At 70.0% G+C, this 16405-nt stretch carries 10 protein-coding genes and 1 pseudogene; 8 read left to right on the top strand and 3 right to left on the bottom strand.

Annotated elements, in window-relative coordinates; translation table 11 throughout:
- Nucleotides 1-131: 131 nt before the first annotated feature.
- Nucleotides 132-983, bottom strand: coding sequence for an alpha/beta hydrolase (locus ACGFJ7_RS20970; protein ID WP_360260746.1), 852 nt, complete (start codon nt 981-983; stop codon nt 132-134).
- A 736-nt stretch (nt 984-1719) separates the two neighbouring features.
- Here ACGFJ7_RS20970 and ACGFJ7_RS20975 point away from each other — a divergent pair.
- Entirely contained in the window at nt 1720-3873 is a 2154-nt protein-coding gene (locus ACGFJ7_RS20975) for an alpha-L-rhamnosidase C-terminal domain-containing protein (protein ID WP_392643251.1), read from the top strand.
- A 66-nt stretch (nt 3874-3939) separates the two neighbouring features.
- On the top strand, nt 3940-7263 hold the full coding sequence (locus tag ACGFJ7_RS20980) for a family 78 glycoside hydrolase catalytic domain (protein WP_392643253.1): 3324 nt from the start codon (nt 3940-3942) through the stop codon (nt 7261-7263).
- 28 nt (nt 7264-7291) lie between these two features.
- Here the strand turns inward: ACGFJ7_RS20980 and ACGFJ7_RS20985 are convergent, their stop codons facing one another.
- Nucleotides 7292-8311, bottom strand: a complete 1020-nt coding sequence (locus ACGFJ7_RS20985) for a LacI family DNA-binding transcriptional regulator (RefSeq protein WP_392643255.1) — start codon at nt 8309-8311, stop codon at nt 7292-7294.
- 16 nt (nt 8312-8327) lie between these two features.
- Nucleotides 8328-9362, bottom strand: coding sequence for a LacI family DNA-binding transcriptional regulator (locus tag ACGFJ7_RS20990; protein WP_360260734.1), 1035 nt, complete (start codon nt 9360-9362; stop codon nt 8328-8330).
- Nucleotides 9363-9571: 209 nt separating this feature from the next.
- Here ACGFJ7_RS20990 and ACGFJ7_RS20995 point away from each other — a divergent pair, with 209 nt between their 5' ends.
- From ACGFJ7_RS20995 to ACGFJ7_RS21020, 6 genes and pseudogenes are all read left to right on the top strand, one after another.
- Nucleotides 9572-10489: a sugar ABC transporter permease gene (locus tag ACGFJ7_RS20995; RefSeq protein ID WP_360260731.1), complete on the top strand. Its 918-nt coding sequence runs from the start codon at nt 9572-9574 to the stop codon at nt 10487-10489.
- Nucleotides 10486-11307 carry a carbohydrate ABC transporter permease gene (locus ACGFJ7_RS21000; RefSeq protein WP_392643258.1) on the top strand — a complete coding sequence of 274 codons (822 nt, stop codon included), beginning with the start codon at nt 10486-10488 and terminating at the stop codon, nt 11305-11307. The genes ACGFJ7_RS20995 and ACGFJ7_RS21000 overlap by 4 nt, the downstream gene beginning before the upstream one ends.
- Nucleotides 11308-11318: 11 nt before the next feature.
- Nucleotides 11319-13898, top strand: coding sequence for a family 78 glycoside hydrolase catalytic domain (locus ACGFJ7_RS21005; RefSeq protein ID WP_392643260.1), 2580 nt, complete (start codon nt 11319-11321; stop codon nt 13896-13898).
- Nucleotides 13899-13918: 20 nt separating this feature from the next.
- The gene (locus ACGFJ7_RS21010) at nt 13919-15175 is read left to right on the top strand and encodes an ABC transporter substrate-binding protein (RefSeq protein WP_392643262.1); all 1257 of its coding nucleotides are present in this window, start codon (nt 13919-13921) and stop codon (nt 15173-15175) included.
- 5 nt (nt 15176-15180) lie between these two features.
- Nucleotides 15181-15773, top strand: a pseudogene (locus ACGFJ7_RS21015) (family 1 glycosylhydrolase); the annotation flags it as partial.
- Nucleotides 15774-15860: 87 nt separating this feature from the next.
- Nucleotides 15861-16367, top strand: coding sequence for a family 1 glycosylhydrolase (locus tag ACGFJ7_RS21020; protein WP_392643630.1), 507 nt, complete (start codon nt 15861-15863; stop codon nt 16365-16367).
- Nucleotides 16368-16405 lie beyond the last annotated feature (38 nt).

The raw sequence follows: 16405 nt of genomic DNA on the forward strand, positions 1-16405 counted from the left end.
GACAAGAACATTCTTGGAGCTCGGCGAGAAGCTGCCGTCCGTCAAGCGACTGATGCTCGCCGCACTGCCGCGGGCGGCCCCTCACCCGATCGGGGGAGAGGCCGCCCGCATGGGTTTCGGCTCGATGCTCGTCAGGAGCGGGCGGCCCGCAGGATGAGGTCGGTGACCGCCTGCGGGTGCCCGACCATCGCGGCGTGCGCGCTGTGGATCATCACGGTGCGGCCCGTGGCGGCCCGGGCGGCCATGGCCTTCTCGGCGACCGGCGGGATGGTCTGGTCGTCGAGGGCGACCATGTAGTACGCGGGGATGCTCTTCCAGGCCGGGACGCCGGTCTTGCCGGTGAACGCGGCGGTGGACAGCGGCCGCTGCTGGGTGGCCATCAGCTTGGTCTCGCTGAGCGGGGCGTCGGCCGCGAACAGCTTCGGGAACCACTTCGGGTCGATCGTGGTGTCCACGTCCGAGCCGCCGCCCGGGTAGGGCCGCTTGACCAGGTGCGACACCAGGACCGAGTTGTCGCCGCCGGCCAGGGCGCCGGCCTGGGCGATCGTCTCGCCCTGGTCCGGGGCGTACGCGGAGATGTAGACCAGCGACTTCACGTTCTTGTTGCCGGTGGCGGCGTCGGTGATGACGGCGCCGCCGTACGAGTGGCCGACCAGCACGATCGGGCCGCTGATGGTGGACAGGAACGACTTGAGGTAGTCGCTGTCGAAGTCGAGGCCGCGCAGCGGGACCGCCGGGGCGATGACGGTGTAGCCCTTGGCCTGAAGCTTGGCGGTGACCCCGTTCCAGCCGGATGCGTCGGCCCACGCGCCGTGCACCAACACGACGGTCGGCTTCACCTGGTGCTTCGACGCGGTCACGGGCGCGGCCTCCACGGCCGGGCCGGCCGAGGCCACGGTCGGCGCGATGGCCAGCACGGACGTCGCGACGGCACCGGTCAGGGCCAGCGCCCGCCACCGGTTGCTGATTTTCGGCATGGACATGAGTAACCTCCGAGAAACAGAATCGAATCAGCGTACGGATGAATCCGTATTGCTTTCTGAATCAATCTTGTCCCCGAATCCAGAAGTGCCGTCCGTCAACTTACTGCACCGTTTTCGCATGTGGCGCAGGTCGCTTCAGTCATTGAATGGAGAGGGGAGGCCCGGGTCACCTCGCCAATGAAGGGGAAGTGACCGACCTCCCATCCGCGTTCAGGGAGTGGCCCCGTGTATTTACACGGGAACGCGCACTGCGTGCATGGCGGCGCCGTCGGTGCGCCGGCCACCGGTTGGTCGAGGTGGCCGTGGCGGGCGCCGTCTTCACGGATCATGAGGACGTCGACTCCGACGGTGGCAGCGCGGCGTGCGGCAGGGGATAGACGAGGAGCAGGGTGCGGGGAGTGGCCGGCCGTTGTCGCGCAGCCGCAGGGTGGCGCCACCGATGGCCCAGCCCGGTACGCGGATGGCCGAAGTGGTCGCCTCGGCCCGTGCGGGTCGTCGATCCGCCACAGCGATGGTCATGGGCATCGCCTCCGTTGATCAGCTCCCGGCAAGAAACGTTATCCATGGCGGTCGGCATGTGGGCCGGCCAATGTCTTGACCCGCTCGGCGACTGCTCGTAAAGTCTGCGAAACAATCCGGAAAACGTTACCCACGACCTGGAGATCGTGGTGGACCTCTGTCCGGGCTCAGTGAAACGATTCAAGGGCTGGGTCGGACCACATCGGAAGGAACCTTCGTGCGACACCGAACGCTCGCTCTCGCGCTGGTGCTCGTCACCGGCATCGCGGCCATACCCGCCGACCCCGCCGCAGCGGCCCACGTCCGGCCGTGGCAGTCCTATGTCCTCGGACCCGAATCCCGCCTTGTCCAGCCCGTCCGGGTCGAGGGCCGCGGGACGGTCCGTGTCCACGGTCAGGCGGCCACGCTGACCACGACGGCCGGCCGGACCCCGGCGTCGGTCGTGCTCGACTTCGGTCAGGACGTGGCCGGCACCCCGTACCTGGACGTCAGCAAGGTCAGCGGCAGCGTGACCCTGCAACTGGTCACCGGGGAGGCGCGCCAATTCCTGCGGCGGCCGGCCGCCACCACGACCGCCGTGGCCGCCACCGCGGGCGCCCGCCAGGTCACGCTGGCCTCGGTGGCCAACCTGGAGGTCGGCAACGCGATCACGATCGGCGGGCAGGTCCGCGTCATCGCCGGGTTCGACCCGGCGGCGGTCACCGTCGACCTGGACCGGCCGCTCAGCGCCGACGTCCCGGCCGGTGCCGCCGTCACCAGCTCGCCCGGAGCCCCGGCCTCCGACGAGGCGCCCGGCCTGGCCGGCGTCGGCGGACCGGACACCCTGACGGTCACCGCGCCCGGCCGGGTCTCCGGCGGCTTCCACGGCGGGTTCCGGTTCGTCCTGCTGACGCTGACCGGTCCGGGCACCATCAGCCTGTCCGGGGCCGGCGTCGACTTCCAGGCCTACCGGGCCACCCCGCGCGACTACCGCGGCTGGTTCCTGTCGAGCGACGACCAGCTCAACCGGATGTGGTACGCGGGGGCGTACACGGTGCAACTCAACATGAAGCCGGCCGGGCTCAACGGGCTGCCCGACGAGCGCATCTATGACGGAGCCAAGCGCGACCGCAGCATCTGGACCGGCGACCTGCTCGTGCAGGGACCGACCATCATCAACACCCTCGGTGACGTCGGCGCCCGGTATCTCAAGTCGTCGCTCGAAGCGTTGTTCGCCACCCAGCGCGCCGACGGGGCCCTGCCGGGCTCACCCGATTTCGCCAAAGGCCGCTCGCCGCAGGGGTTTCCGTTGTTCTACTCGAACAACTACTCCGGATACGGGGCCCGCGCCGCCATCGACTACTACCGCTACACCGGCGACCGCGACTACATCGTCTCCCGGCTGCCGGACCTGCGCCGCGAGCTGGCGTACAACGACTCGTTCCTGACCGCCGGCAACCTGGTCGTCTCCGACGACCGCGATTACTGGCAGGCCACCCAGACCGGCGCGGTCACCAAGTACAGCATCGACTACTACATCCTGCTGCGGGAGTTCGCCTGGCTCGAGCGCACCGTCGGCTCCGCCGCGCTGGCCGCCGAACACGACGCCAAAGCCGAGGCCATCAAGACCGCGGTCAACGCGCGACTGTGGAACCCGGCGCTCGGCGCCTACGGGCAGAGCACCGACCACCCGGACGTGCTCGTCGAGGACGCCAACGCCCTGGCCCTGCAGTACGGCTTCGTCCCCGCCGCCCGGCAGGCGAGCGTGCTGCGAGCGCTCAAGACCCTGTGGACACCGTACGGCGCGATCCTCGGACCCGGCCTGCAGGACCCGACCGGGCACACCATCGAGCCGTTCGGCAACGGCATGGAGACCGCGGGCCGCTTCGCCGTCGACGACACCGCCGGGGCGTTCGCGCTGATGCGCCGCACCTGGGGGCCGATGGTCGACAAGAAGCACCCGCTCTACACCGGCGGGCTGTGGGAGTTCAAGAACAGCGAGGGCGGCGTCAACCGGACCACCGCCAGCCTGGCCCACGGCTGGGCCGCCGCGCCGACCGTCCAGCTGACCCAGCAGGTCCTCGGCGTCAGCCCGGACGGGCCCGGATATCGGACCTGGAGCGTGCAGCCCCGCCCCGGGCGGCTGTCCTGGGCACAGGGCGTCGTCCCTACGGCGTACGGCGACATCGACGCTCGCTGGACCTCGGCCCGTGACAAGTTCACGTTGCGGTTGAGCGCCCCCGGATCCACGAGCGGAACCGTGGCCGTTCCGGCCGACCGGAACGACATCGTGCTGGTCGACGGCCGTGGCACTCGGCCCGCGATCAGCAACGGTTACGCCCGCTTCAACCTACCCGGCGGCGCCCACACCGTCAGCGTCCTTCGGCGCTGACCCCTCTGAAGTCCGGCCGCGCCGCCGGCGCGGCCGGAACCGGCTGCACTGAAGAAGGAGCTCCGCGTGCATCGACTCGCGCGTGGCGCGACCGGCCTGGCCGGCGTGCTCGCCCTCGTCATATCGTCCACCGGTCCCGCCTCCGCGGGCGGTTCCCACCACGATGCCGTCCACGCCGTGTCGGTCGTCGACCTCAGCGTCAACGGCCTGCCCGGCGACCAGCTCGGCCTCGGCGACCCGCAACCCACCCTCGCCTGGCGGATGACCGCGAAGAACACCCGCGGCAACCCGTGCTTCGACGACACCGCCCGCGGCACCTGCGCGCTGGACCGCCAGACCGCGTACGAGATCGAGGCGGTGAAGTCCGGCAAGAGGATCTGGAACACCGGCCGGGTGGTCTCCAGTGAGCAGACCGTCGAGTTCGGCGCCAAGCTGCGCTCTCGCGACGACGTCGGCTGGCGGGTGCGCGTCTGGGACGCCAACGGCAAGGCCTCCCGGTGGAGCGCCACCTCCACGTTCTCGGTCGGGCTGCTCCACCCGTCGGACTGGTCGGCGAAGTGGATCGAGGATCCGGGTTACACCTACCAGACCGACGGCGTGCCGAACCCGTTGCCGGTCTTCGCGACCCAGGTCGACCTGCGCCGCCCGATCGCCTCGGCCAAGCTCTACGCGACCGGCCTCGGCCAGTACGCGGCCACGCTCAACGGCGCCCCCATCGGCGAGGCGGTCCTCGAGCCGGGGCAGACCTCGTACTGGTCTGAGGTCAACTACCGTACGTACGACGTGACCCGGCTTCTGCGGCACGGCGGCAACGTGCTCGGCATGGAGGTCGGCAGCGGCGCGCTGCAGCAGGCCGACACCACCTCGGTCAGCCGCTACATGTTCCAGCCCGACAACAACGAGGTGCTCGGTACGCCCAAGGTCCGTGCGCAACTCGAGGTCACCTACAGAGACGGCCGTACGCAGACCATCGCGACCGGCCCGTCGTGGAAGGCGCGCTCCGGACCGACCGTCTTCTCGTCGTGGTGGGCGGGGGAGGATTACGACGCCCGGATCATGCGGACCGGCTGGACCCGCGCCGGCCTGACCGGCGCCGGCTGGCGCCCCGCCCGCATCGCGGCCCTGAGCGCCACCACCATCCCGCGCGACTCCACCCCGCTGCTCGCCGACCCGCGGCCGCCGGTCACCGTCGCCGAGGAGGCCGCACCGGTTGCCATCACCGAGCAGCAGCCCACGGCCGCCGCGACGACCGTGGCCGCCCCGGCGAGGGCCGGCGACAGCAACCTCAAGGTCGCCTCGACCACCGGCATCTTCACCGGCGACGGCATCGAGGTCGCCGGTCAGCGCCACACGGTCACCAAGGTCGGCATCGCCGCCAAGACCGCGACGACGCTCACCGCGCCCGTGACGGCCGGCGCCACCACGATCAACGTGGCCAACCTCGGCGCCGACTGCTACGCCGGCGCCGCCTGCCGAGGCACGGCCAACTTCGTCATCGGACAGCCGGTCGTCGTCGGCACGGAGATCGTCACCGTCACGGCCACCGCCCGCACCGGCACCGGTGCCGGCGCGCCGGGAACGGTCACCGTCAGCCCGGCCCTGCGCTCGGCGCACGAGCAGGGCGAGGCCGTACGCGGCGCCGGCACCGGCATCACGATCAGCCCGCCACTGCGCGCCGCCGTACCGCGGGGAACCGCCCTGGCCGGCAAGCCGCGCCCCGCGTACGTGCTCGACTTCGGCCGCAACATCGTCGGCCTGCTCAAGGTGACCGGCAAGGCGCCCCGCGGCACCACCGTCACCCTGCTCGGATCCGAGCAGCCGGCCCCGCCGGCCAACTACGACACCGTCGGCTCGGCCGGCCTCTACAACTACACGTTCGCCGGCACGGGCACGGAGACCTGGCACGCCCAGTTCACCTACAGTGGCCAGCGGTACGTGGTGGTGCGCGGCCTGCCGTCCAAGCCGTCGCGAGACACGGTCACCCTGCTGGTCACGCACGCCTCGAACGAGAGGACGGCGGCACTGCGCACGTGCGACTCGATGCTGAACTCGATCTACGCCATCACCGAGCGGGCGCTGCAGGGCAACATGATGTCGGTGCTGACCGACTGCCCCAACCGGGAGAAGGGCCCGTACACCGGCGACAACCTGCACAACATCGACGCCGAACTGACCATGTACGACATGCGCGCCTACCAGCAGCAGCTGGTGGCCAACATGCGCACCTCGCAGCGCCCCAACGCGGTCAGCGAAGGTTACGACGGTCAATATGCGGGCCGCTACGACGGCCTGATCGCCAACATCGCCCCCGAGTACCACGCGGTGCCGGACCGGATCTACGGCGGCCGGTGGTTCCTCGACGACCCCAACTGGGGTGGCGCGATCATCCGCATTCCGTGGGCGCTGTACCAGGTGTACGGGGACACGTCGGCCATGGCGCCCAACTACGGCGCCATGGTGAAGTGGCTCGACTACGTCGGCCGCAGCAAGAAGGACAACCCGAGCGGTGAGATCAACGGCCTCGGTGACTGGTCGGCCGGCCAGAACACCACCCCGGCCGAAGCCATCATCGACATCGGCTACTACGAGGGCGCCCGCGTGCTCGCCCTCATCGCCGCCAAGCTCGGCAAGACCGCCGACGCCGCCAAGTACACCGCGCTGACCGCCGAGCTCAAAAAGGAGTACAACGCCGACTACCTGCACGTCGACACCGCCACGGGCAAAGCCTGGTACGCCAACGACACCCAGGCCTCGAACGCGGTGGCGCTCGACTCCGGCCTGGTGCCGGACGAGCACCGCCGAGCCGTCTTCGACTCGCTGGTCGGCGCGGTCGAGGCGTACGACTTCCGGCTCAGCCACGGCTCGGTCGCGGGTGGCGCGGTGTTCCGCTCACTGCACGCCGGCGGCCGTGACGACCTGCTCTACCGGATGATCGTCAACCCGCGGGCGCCGAGCTACGCCTACCAGGTCAACCGGGGACAGACCACGCTCGCCGAGAACCTCAGCGGCGGCAACTCGCAGAACCACCACTTCCTCGGCGAGGTCAACTCCTGGCTCGTGCACGATCTGGCCGGCATCGACCAGCAGCCCGGCTCCACGGGCTATCGGAAACTGCGCATCCACCCGGCCACCGGTGGCGGGATCGACGCCATCCCGTGCGTCACCGGCAGCTACACGACCCCGCAGGGGCCGGCCTCGACCAGCGTCGTCCGCAACGGCGGCAAGCTCACGATGAAGGTCACGATTCCGGCCAACACCACGGCCGAGATCTGGGTCCCGCGGGCCGCGGGTGAGCGGGTGAAGGCGCCACGCCGAGCCGCCTTCGTCCGTGACGACGGTGGTTACGCCGTCTACGCGGCCGGGGCGGGCACCTTCGAGTTCACCTCGTAGGCGGTCCTCACCGGAGAAGGGCGGCGCACTACGGCGAGGCGGGGCCGGCCGTAGTGCGCCGTGCCACCAGGTTGGGTGAGAGTTTGACCTGGGTGGTCCGGCGGTCCCGGTCGCGGATCCGGTCGAGCAGGAGCCGGGCGGCGTCGGCGCCCATCTGACGGCCGTCCTGGTCGACGCTGGTCAGCGAGACCGGGCCGAAGGCGGCCAGGGCGCTGTTGTCGTAGCCGGCCACCGAGATGTCGCCGGGTACGGACAGGCCGGCCTCGGCGATGGCCTCCAGCGCGCCCAGGGCGACGACGTCGGCCCCGGCGAAGATCGCGGTCGGCAGTTCGGCCCGGGCCAGCAGCTCCTTGGCCCCCAGGTAGCCGCCCTCGTGGGTGTAGCTGGTCGAGGCGATCACCGGTTCCAGGCCCCGGCGGGCCATGGCGTCGCGATATCCGGCGGCGCGCTGCGCGTTGGGCATCTCGGCCAGGCGTACCCGGTCGGTCTCGTGGTGTTCGATGTGCGCGATGCGGCGGTGGCCGAGGTCGGCCAGGTGGTCGACGACGAGGGCGGCGCCGGCCACGTCGTCGTCGGTGACGCTGTCGTAGGCGGGGGAGGAGCCGTGCCGGCCGACGACGACGGTGGGCACGGTGCGGGCGACCTCGTTCAGGCGTTTCTTGGACGAGACCGGGGCGATCAGGACCAGGCCGTCCATGCTGCGGTCGATCATCGCGTCCATGACGCGGGCCTCGGCCTTCTCGCCGTTGCAGCCGGGCGCGATCAGGACTTGGTAGTCGGTGTCGCCGATCTGGGCGTTGATGCCGTCGATGACGTCGGCGAAGAACAGGTTGCGCAGCTCGGGGATCATCACGCCGATGGTGTACGTCTGCCCCCGGAGCCCGCGCGCCGCGGCTGAGGGGCGGTAGCCCAGCTCGGCGATCGCCTGCTGCACCTTCTCGCGCATGGCCGGGCTGGCGCCGTAGGCGTTGCGCAGAACCTTGGACACGGCGGTGACGGACACCTGCGCGTGCCGCGCGACGTCGACGATGGTGACCCGTTTGTCCATGACGTGAGCCTACTGATCAGTTCAGGGTGGGCGCCGTCGAGCGGCGCATGACCAGCCGGGGGGAGAGTTTGACCTGGGCCGTCGGGTGGGCCGGGTCGGCGATGCGGTCGAGCAGCAGCCGAGCCGCGGTGGCGCCGATGCGGTGCCCGTTCTGATCGACGGTGGTCAGCGAGATCGGCCCGTACGCGGAGAAGGTGGTGTTGTCGTAGCCGGCGACCGAGATGTCGCCGGGCGCCGACAGCCCGGCTTCCGCGAGGGCGTCGAGCACGCCGAGAGCGACGACGTCGGCGCCTGCGAAGATCGCCGTGGGCCGCCGCCCACGGTTCAGTAGCTGCCTGGCGCCGAGGTAGCCACCGTCGCGGTTGTACGACGTGGAGACGACGTCGGGAGCGAGGCCGTGCTCGCGCATCGCATGACGGTAGCCGTCGGCCCGCAGGGCATTGGGCATCTCGGCCAGGCGTACCGGGTCGGTCTCGTGGTGTTCGATGTGCGCGATGCGGCGATGGCCGAGAGCAGCCAGGTGAGCCACGACCAGCCCGGCGCCGGTGAAGTCGTCGTCGGTGACGCTGTCGTAGCCGGCGGAGGACCCGTGCCGGCCGATGACGACCGTGGGCACGCTCCGGGCTACCCGGTCGAGGTGGGGTCGCGGTGAGATGGGCGCGATGAGCAGGACACCGTCCATGCTGCGGTCGATCATGGCGTTGGTGACCCGAGCCTCGCTCGTCTCGTCGTCGCAGCTGGACGCCATGAGCAACTGGTACTCGGTGCCGGCCAGGTGCTCGGCGACGCCGTCGAGCACATCGGCGAAGAACGGGTTGCGCACATCGGGCAGCATCACGCCGATCGTGTACGTGCGGCCCCGCAGCGCCCGGGCCGCGGCGGACGGCCGATAGCCGAGCTGGTCGATCGCGGCGCGCACCCGGCTGCGCATCTGCGGGCTGGTGCCGTACGCGTCGCGCAGCACCTTCGACACCGCGGTGGTGGACACGCCCGCGTGCCGGGCCACGTCCACGATCGTCACCCGGCGGGTCGGGGCCGACCTTCTCGGCATGCCTTCTCCTCGCGCTGTAAATCGTTACCCACTCTAGGGTTCCGGGCTCGGAGGCGGACAACCTGGGGCTGGGTTCGCAAGCGGACGAAATTGAGTCCGGCAGAGTCTTGACGTTCTTTGGCCTGCACTCGTAAGGTCGGCGAAACATTTGGAAAACGTTACCCACGTCTCAGACTAGCTGCTGAAACGCTTCAACGAAGTGGGTTCCCGTGACACTGGATCTCAGAAATCGGCCGGCGGCCCGGCCCGCGGCCGTGACCCGCAGAAGTGGCCGCCGTACCGCACCGCCCTGGTGGTTCATGCTGCCGGCCCTGCTGCTCTTCGCCTTCGTCGTGCTCGTGCCCAGCGCCCGCGGCATCTATTACGCGTTCACCGACTGGGACGGTCTCGACCCGGACTTCGCGGTCGTCGGCCTGCGCAACTTCACCGACATGCTCGGCGACGAGGACGCGCTGCAGGCGATCTGGCACACCGTGCTCATCGCGGTCGCCATCACGGTCATTCAGAACGGGATCGGCCTGCTGCTCGCGCTGGGCGTCAACAGCCTGATCAAGACCCGGAACTTTCTGCGGGTGCTGCTGTTCGCCCCCGCGGTGGTCACCCCGATCGTCACCGCTTATTTGTGGCGCAACCTGCTCGGCCCCGACGGCGCGGTGAACGCGGTGCTCGGGCCCTGGGGCCGGGACTGGCTCGGCGACCCCGGCCTGGCCCTGTGGATGATCGTGGTGGTCGTGGTCTGGCAGTTCGCCGGCTACTCGATGGTCATCTTCCTGGCCGGACTCCAGTCGATCCCGCGCGAGATCTACGAGGCGGCCGCGATCGACGGGACCGGCCCGGTCCGGCGCTTCTGGTCGATCGTCCGGCCGCTGCTGGCGCCGGCGATCACGATCAACCTGATGTTGTCGATCATCGGCGGGATCAAACTCTTCGATCAGGTGTACGCCCTGACCGGCGGTGGCCCGGGGCACGCGACCGACACCATCTCGACGCTGATCTACAAGGACGCCTTCACGCTCGGCGAGTTCGGCTACAGCATCGCCCTGGCCGTCGTCCTGACGATCATCGTGGCGATCTTCTCCGCCGCCCAGTACGGCGTGCTCAACCGCAACGAGAAGGCGGCGTCATGAACCGCTACACCAAACGCACGTTCGCGCTTGAGATGCTGATGATCGCGGTCGGGATCGTCTTCGCCTTCCCGGTCTACGTGCTGGTCAACCTGGCCATCCGGCAACCCTCGGACACGTCGTCGCCGATCAGCCCGACCACCTCGCCGACCCTCGCCAACTTCACCGGCGCCTGGCGTGAGGCCGGCCTGGGCGGCGCGCTCGTCAACAGCGTGCTGGTCACCGTGGCCAGCGTCGCGATCGTGCTGGCGGTCTCAGCGTTCGCGGCCTATCCGCTGGCCCGCAGCACGGCGCGCTGGTCGCGCACGACCTTCCTGGTGATCATGCTGGGCCTGATCCTGCCGTTCCAGCTCGCCTCGCTTCCGCTCTACCAGACCGTCCGCGATCTGGGGCTGCTCGGCTCCGTCTGGTCCCTGGTGCTCTTCTACTCCGGTCTTCAGGTTCCTTTCACGACTTTTCTGTACGTGGGTTTCCTGCGCGCCCTGCCGCGCGACTTCGAGGAGGCGGCGTCGATCGACGGCGCGTCCCCGTTCACCACCTTCCGGTACGTCGTGCTGCCCATGCTCAAGCCGATCACCGTGACCGCCCTGGTCCTGAACGCGGTGGCGGTGTGGAACGACTTCTTCACCCCGCTGCTCTATCTGAGCGGCAGCGATCAGCAGACCGTCCCGGTCGCGGTGGCCGGCTTCGTCGGCCAGTTCGTCTCCGACTGGAACCTCATCTTCGCCGCCCTGCTGATCAGCATCATCCCGGTCCTGGCGGTCTACCTGGCGCTGCAGCGCTCCATCATCAACGGCTTCGCCGGAGGGCTCAAGGGATGACACCGTACGGCTTGACGACCGAACAACTCACCGAGCCGCTCGGCCTCGGCGAGCCCCGCCCGCGATTGTCCTGGAAGCTGCGCTCCGACCGGATCGGGGCGGCGCAGACCGCGTACCGGATCACCGCCACCGTGGCCGACAGGGTCGTGTGGGACAGCGGCCGCCGCGACAGCGACGAGACGCTGCTGATCGAGTGGGACGGCCCGGCTCTGCAATCGGCGACCCGATACCACTGGCGCGTCGAGGTGTGGGACGAGCACGGCGATCCGGCGGGCAGCGCGCAGACCTGGTTCGAGACCGGGCTTCTGCACGCGGACGACTGGACGGCGGTGTGGATCGGCCGTGACCCGGTGAGCCTGCCGATGGTCGACCCGCCCACCGACGAACAGCGCTCGTTCCCGGACCCGGCGGCGGCGCCGCTGTACCTACGGCACGCGTTCGAGGTCGCCGAGGCGCCGGTACGGGCCCGGCTCTACGCCACGGCCCGTGGCGTCTACGAACCCGCCCTCAACGGCGAGCGGATCGGCGACCTGGAGCTGGCGCCGGGCTGGACCGAATACCACGAACGGCTGCAGTACCAGACCTACGACGTGACGGAGCGGGTACGGGCCGGCGCCAACGTGGTCGAGGCTGTCGTGGCCGACGGGTGGTGGAGCGGGCATGTGGGCTTCGATCCGAGTCGGCCGGCGCGGCACTACGGCCTCGCGCCGGCGTTTCTCGGGCAGCTCGTGCTGGACTTCGCCGACGGCTCCCGCCGGGTGATCGCCACCGGGGACGGCTGGCAGGAGGGCGGCGGCCCGATCCGGGCGGCCGATCTGTTGATGGGCGAGTTCGTCGACGCCCGGCGGACGCCGTCGTACCAGCCGGCCGCCGTGCTCGACCGTGACCTCGGGCCGCTGGTGGCCGAGCCGGATCAGCCGATCCGCATCGTCGACGACGTCCTCGCCATCCGGGTGTGGCAGCGGGAGGCGGGCCGTTGGCTGGTGGACTTCGGGCAGAACCTCGTCGGGCGGGTGGCGCTCACCGTGCGCGGGGCCGCGGCCGGGGACCGGATCGTGCTGCGGCACGCCGAGGTGCTGGACGACGGGGAGTTGTATCTGGCCAATCTGCGCCGGGCGGCGGCCACCGACACGTATGTCAGCGCGGGCGGCGCGACCGAGGTGTTCGAGCCGCGGTTCACCTTCCACGGGTTCCGCTACGCCGAGGTGTCCGGATATCCGGGCGAGCTCACCGAGGACGACGTCGTGGCCCGGGTCATTCACAACGACCTGCCGTACACCGGGCGCTTCGAGTGCTCCGACGAGATGGTCAACCGGTTACAGGCCAACATCGTCTGGGGGCAGCGCGGCAACTTCCTCGCCGTACCCACCGACTGCCCGCAACGCGACGAGCGGCTCGGCTGGCTGGCCGACGCGCAGGTCTTCGCGCCCACCGCGACCCGCAACGCCGACGTGTCCGCCTTCTTCGCCCGCTGGCTGCGCGACGTGGTCGACGGGCAGGACGCCGACGGCGCTTTCCGTGACGTGGCCCCGATTCTGGTGCTCGACCGGGAGGGCGCGCCCGCCTGGGGCGACGCCGGGGTCATCATCCCGTGGCTGCTCTGGCAGACGTACGGCGACCGGCGCACCCTGGAACGCAGCTTCGAGGCGATGGCCGCCTGGGTCGGGCACATCCACCGCCACAACCCGGATCTGTTGTGGCGCAACCGAACCGGCAACTCCTACGGCGACTGGCTCCAGGTCGACGCCGAGACCCCGCGCGACGTCCTGTCGACGGCCTACTTCGCGCACAGCACGCGGATCGTCGCCGACGCCGCCGCTGTTCTCGGGCGCGATGCCACGAAGTACCGCGATCTGCATGCCGCCATCAAGACCAGGTTCATCGAGTCGTACGTTCATGAGGACGGCAGCGTCGAAGGGGGCACCCAGACCTCGTACCTCCTGGCCCTGGCCTTCGACCTTCTCCCGGCCGGCCTCGTCGGCGCCGCCGTGGAGCACCTGGCCGCCGACATCGAGAAGCGCGGCAACCGGCTCACCACCGGTTTCGTCGGCGTCTCGCTGCTGTGCCCGGTGCTCACCGAGCACGGGCGGGCCGACCTCGCCTACGCCCTGCTGCACCAGGAGGAGTTCCCGTCCTGGGGCTACTCCATCCGGCACGGCGCCACCACCATCTGGGAGCGCTGGGACGGCTGGACCGAGCACGGCGGCTTCCAGTCGGCCGCCATGAACAGCTTCAACCACTACAGCCTGGGCAGCGTCGGCGACTGGCTCTACGGCCGGGTCGCCGGCATCGGGCAGGCGCCCGGCTCGGCCGCCCACCGTGACCTGCTGCTGCGTCCCACCCCCGGCGGCAAGCTCAGCTGGGCCCGAGCCGAACAGGAGACCGCCCGCGGGCTCGTCGCCTGCGGCTGGTCGCTCGCCGGCGACCGGCTCACCGTGACCGTCACCGTGCCGCCGGGAAGCACCGCGATCCTCGAAATCCCCACTCCCGACCCGGACAGCGTGCGCTGTGTCCCGGTCGCGTCGTCGGCCGGCGGAGCCACGCTCCGCCTGGTCTCCGGCCGCTACACCGTCACCGCCACCTCGTATTGATCTCCAACGTGGGAGAGCTCATGAAGAAAAGTCTCCGCGCCGCCCTCGCCGCCGTCCTGCTCACCGCCGCCTGCAGTAGCGGCCCGAACGCCGGCTCCGGCAACGATTCCGACAACAAGACCCTCACCCTGGCCTCGGTCGACCAGGGCTCCATCGAAGACGTCATCAAGGCGTTCGAGGCGGCCAACCCCGGCGTGAAGGTGAACTTCACGACCAGCGGCGCCGACCAGTACCAGGCCCAGATCCGTACTCAGCTCGCCTCGGGCACCGCGCCCGACGTGATGACGGTGTGGCCGGGCAACGGCAACCCCGGCGCCACCTACGTGCTGGCCAAGCCGGGCTACCTGCTCGACCTGTCCGACCAGCCGTGGGCGGGCAAGCTGCCCGACGCGTTCAAACAGGTCGCCCAGTACGAGGGCAAGACCTACAACGCCGTCTTCGGCCTCAACGGCATCGGCGCCGTCTACAACGACGAGGCCCTGGCCAAGTCCGGCCTGAAGGCCCCCACGACCTGGACCGAGCTGCTGAAGTTCTGCGGCGACGCGGCCGGCAAGGGCACCCCCGCCTTCGCCCTGGGCATCCAGGACAACTGGGTGACCCAGCTTGTGTTGTACGCCCTGGCGGCCACCACGGTCTTCGGCACCGACAAGGACTTCGACGCCAAGCTGCAGAGCGGGCAGGCCACGTTCGCGAACTCGCAGTGGACCACGGCCATGGCCAAGTACCAGGAGATGGACAAGGCCGGGTGCTTCCAGAAGAACCCGCTCGGCACCAGCTACGAGGCCAGCCAGACCCTCGCCGCCACCGGCAAGACCCTCGGCATCGTCCAGGGCAACTGGATCATCGGCCTGCTCAAGCAGAAGAACCCGAACGGCAAGTTCACCATGACCCCACTGCCGGCCACCGACGACCCGGCCTCGTTCCTCATGCCGGCCGCGTCCGGCGCGGGCTACGGCGTCAACGCGAAGGCCAAGAACAAGGACCTGGCCTTGAAGTTCATCACCTTCATCATGTCGCCCGAGGGCATGAAGCTGTTCACCGAGAAGCAGGGCAGCCTGCCCACCCTGCCCGACGCCGGCACCACCGTGGACCCCGGCCTGAAGCAGCTGACCACCTTCGTCCAGGAGAACAAGACAGTCCCGTTCATGGACCAACTGTGGCCCAACGCCAAGGTTCAGCAGACCATGCTCAGCGGCCTGCAAGAAGTCTTCAGCAAGCAGGCCACCCCGGCCGACGTGCTCAAGGACATGGACACCGAATACAAGAAGGGCGCCTAGCCACGATGACCGACTTCCCGGGCGACTTCCTGTGGGGCAGCGCCACCGCCGCCCACCAGGTCGAGGGCGGCAACACCAACAACGACTGGTGGGACTTCGAGCACAACCCCACCACCGCGGCCCGCGAGTCGTCCGGGGACGGCATCGACCACTACCACCGCTACGCCTCGGATTTCGCGTTGCTGGCTTCGCTGGGGCACAACGCGCACCGGTTGTCGGTGGAGTGGTCCCGTATCGAGCCGGCACCCGGCGAGTTCAGCCGGGCCGCGCTCGACCACTACCGGCGGGTGCTCACGCGCTGCGCGACGAGGGGTTGACCGCCTTCGTCACGCTGCATCACTTCACCCTGCCGCGCTGGTTCGCCGCTCGCGGCGGCTGGCTGGCCCCGGACGCCGCGGCGGTGTTCGCCCGCTACAGCGCCCGGGTCGCCGGCGAGCTCGGCGACCTGATGCCGTTCGTCTGCACGATCAACGAGCCGCAGATGGTGGCCCTGCACGGCTACCTGGAGGGCTACCACCCGCCCGGCGTCACCAACCCGGTCCTGTGGAAGCGGGCCGGCGAGGCGTTGCTGGGCGCGCACTTCGCCGGCGTCCGGGCCGTCCGGGGTGAGGCGGACAGCCGTACCGGGCCGGCGGTGCAGCTGCCGCTGCTCGTGCCGGTGCGCGAGGGGCCGCTCTTCGACGAGATGCGCTACGAAATCGTCGGCCGGTACCTCGACAACCTCACCGGTGCGGACGCCGGCGACTGGCTCGGCGTGCAGTACTACCGCAAGCAGTGGGTCGACCCGGACTCGCCGACGTTTTTCGGCACGCCGCCGCCGGGCGTGCCGCTCACCCAGATGGGCTGGGCCGTCCACCCGGACGGGCTGCGCGAGATGCTGCACCGGGCGGCTCGCACCGGATTGCCGCTGTACGTCACCGAGAACGGCATCGCCACCACCGACACCGAACGCGTCGCCTACCTCAGGAGCCACCTGACCGCACTGGCTCGCGCTCGGGCCGAGGGGGTCGATGTGCGCGGCTATCTGCACTGGTCGGCCTTCGACAACTTCGAATGGAGCGAAGGCTACCGCCCGAAGTTCGGCCTCATCGCCGTCGGCGACGACTTCACCCGCCACCCCAAGCCGAGCGCCCACGCCTTAGCCCGCGTCGCCACCACCGGGCGGCTCGACGCCCTGGACCAACCCGAATGACACCGGCCGAGTCGACCGGGCAACTGCGAAACCCCTGA

It is taken from the genome of Actinoplanes sp. NPDC048988 (genome assembly GCF_043197815.1).
In the GTDB taxonomy this organism is placed as follows: Bacteria; Actinomycetota; Actinomycetes; order Mycobacteriales; family Micromonosporaceae; genus Actinoplanes.

Coding starts and splice junctions, on each gene's coding strand:
- ACGFJ7_RS20990 (WP_360260734.1), bottom strand. CDS start 9,362: ATGCCGAGAAGGTCGGCCCCGACCCGCCGGGTGACGATCGTGGACGTG.
- ACGFJ7_RS21010 (WP_392643262.1), top strand. CDS start 13,919: ATGAAGAAAAGTCTCCGCGCCGCCCTCGCCGCCGTCCTGCTCACCGCC.
- ACGFJ7_RS21000 (WP_392643258.1), top strand. CDS start 10,486: ATGAACCGCTACACCAAACGCACGTTCGCGCTTGAGATGCTGATGATC.
- ACGFJ7_RS21020 (WP_392643630.1), top strand. CDS start 15,861: ATGCGCTACGAAATCGTCGGCCGGTACCTCGACAACCTCACCGGTGCG.
- ACGFJ7_RS20985 (WP_392643255.1), bottom strand. CDS start 8,311: ATGGACAAACGGGTCACCATCGTCGACGTCGCGCGGCACGCGCAGGTG.
- ACGFJ7_RS20970 (WP_360260746.1), bottom strand. CDS start 983: ATGTCCATGCCGAAAATCAGCAACCGGTGGCGGGCGCTGGCCCTGACC.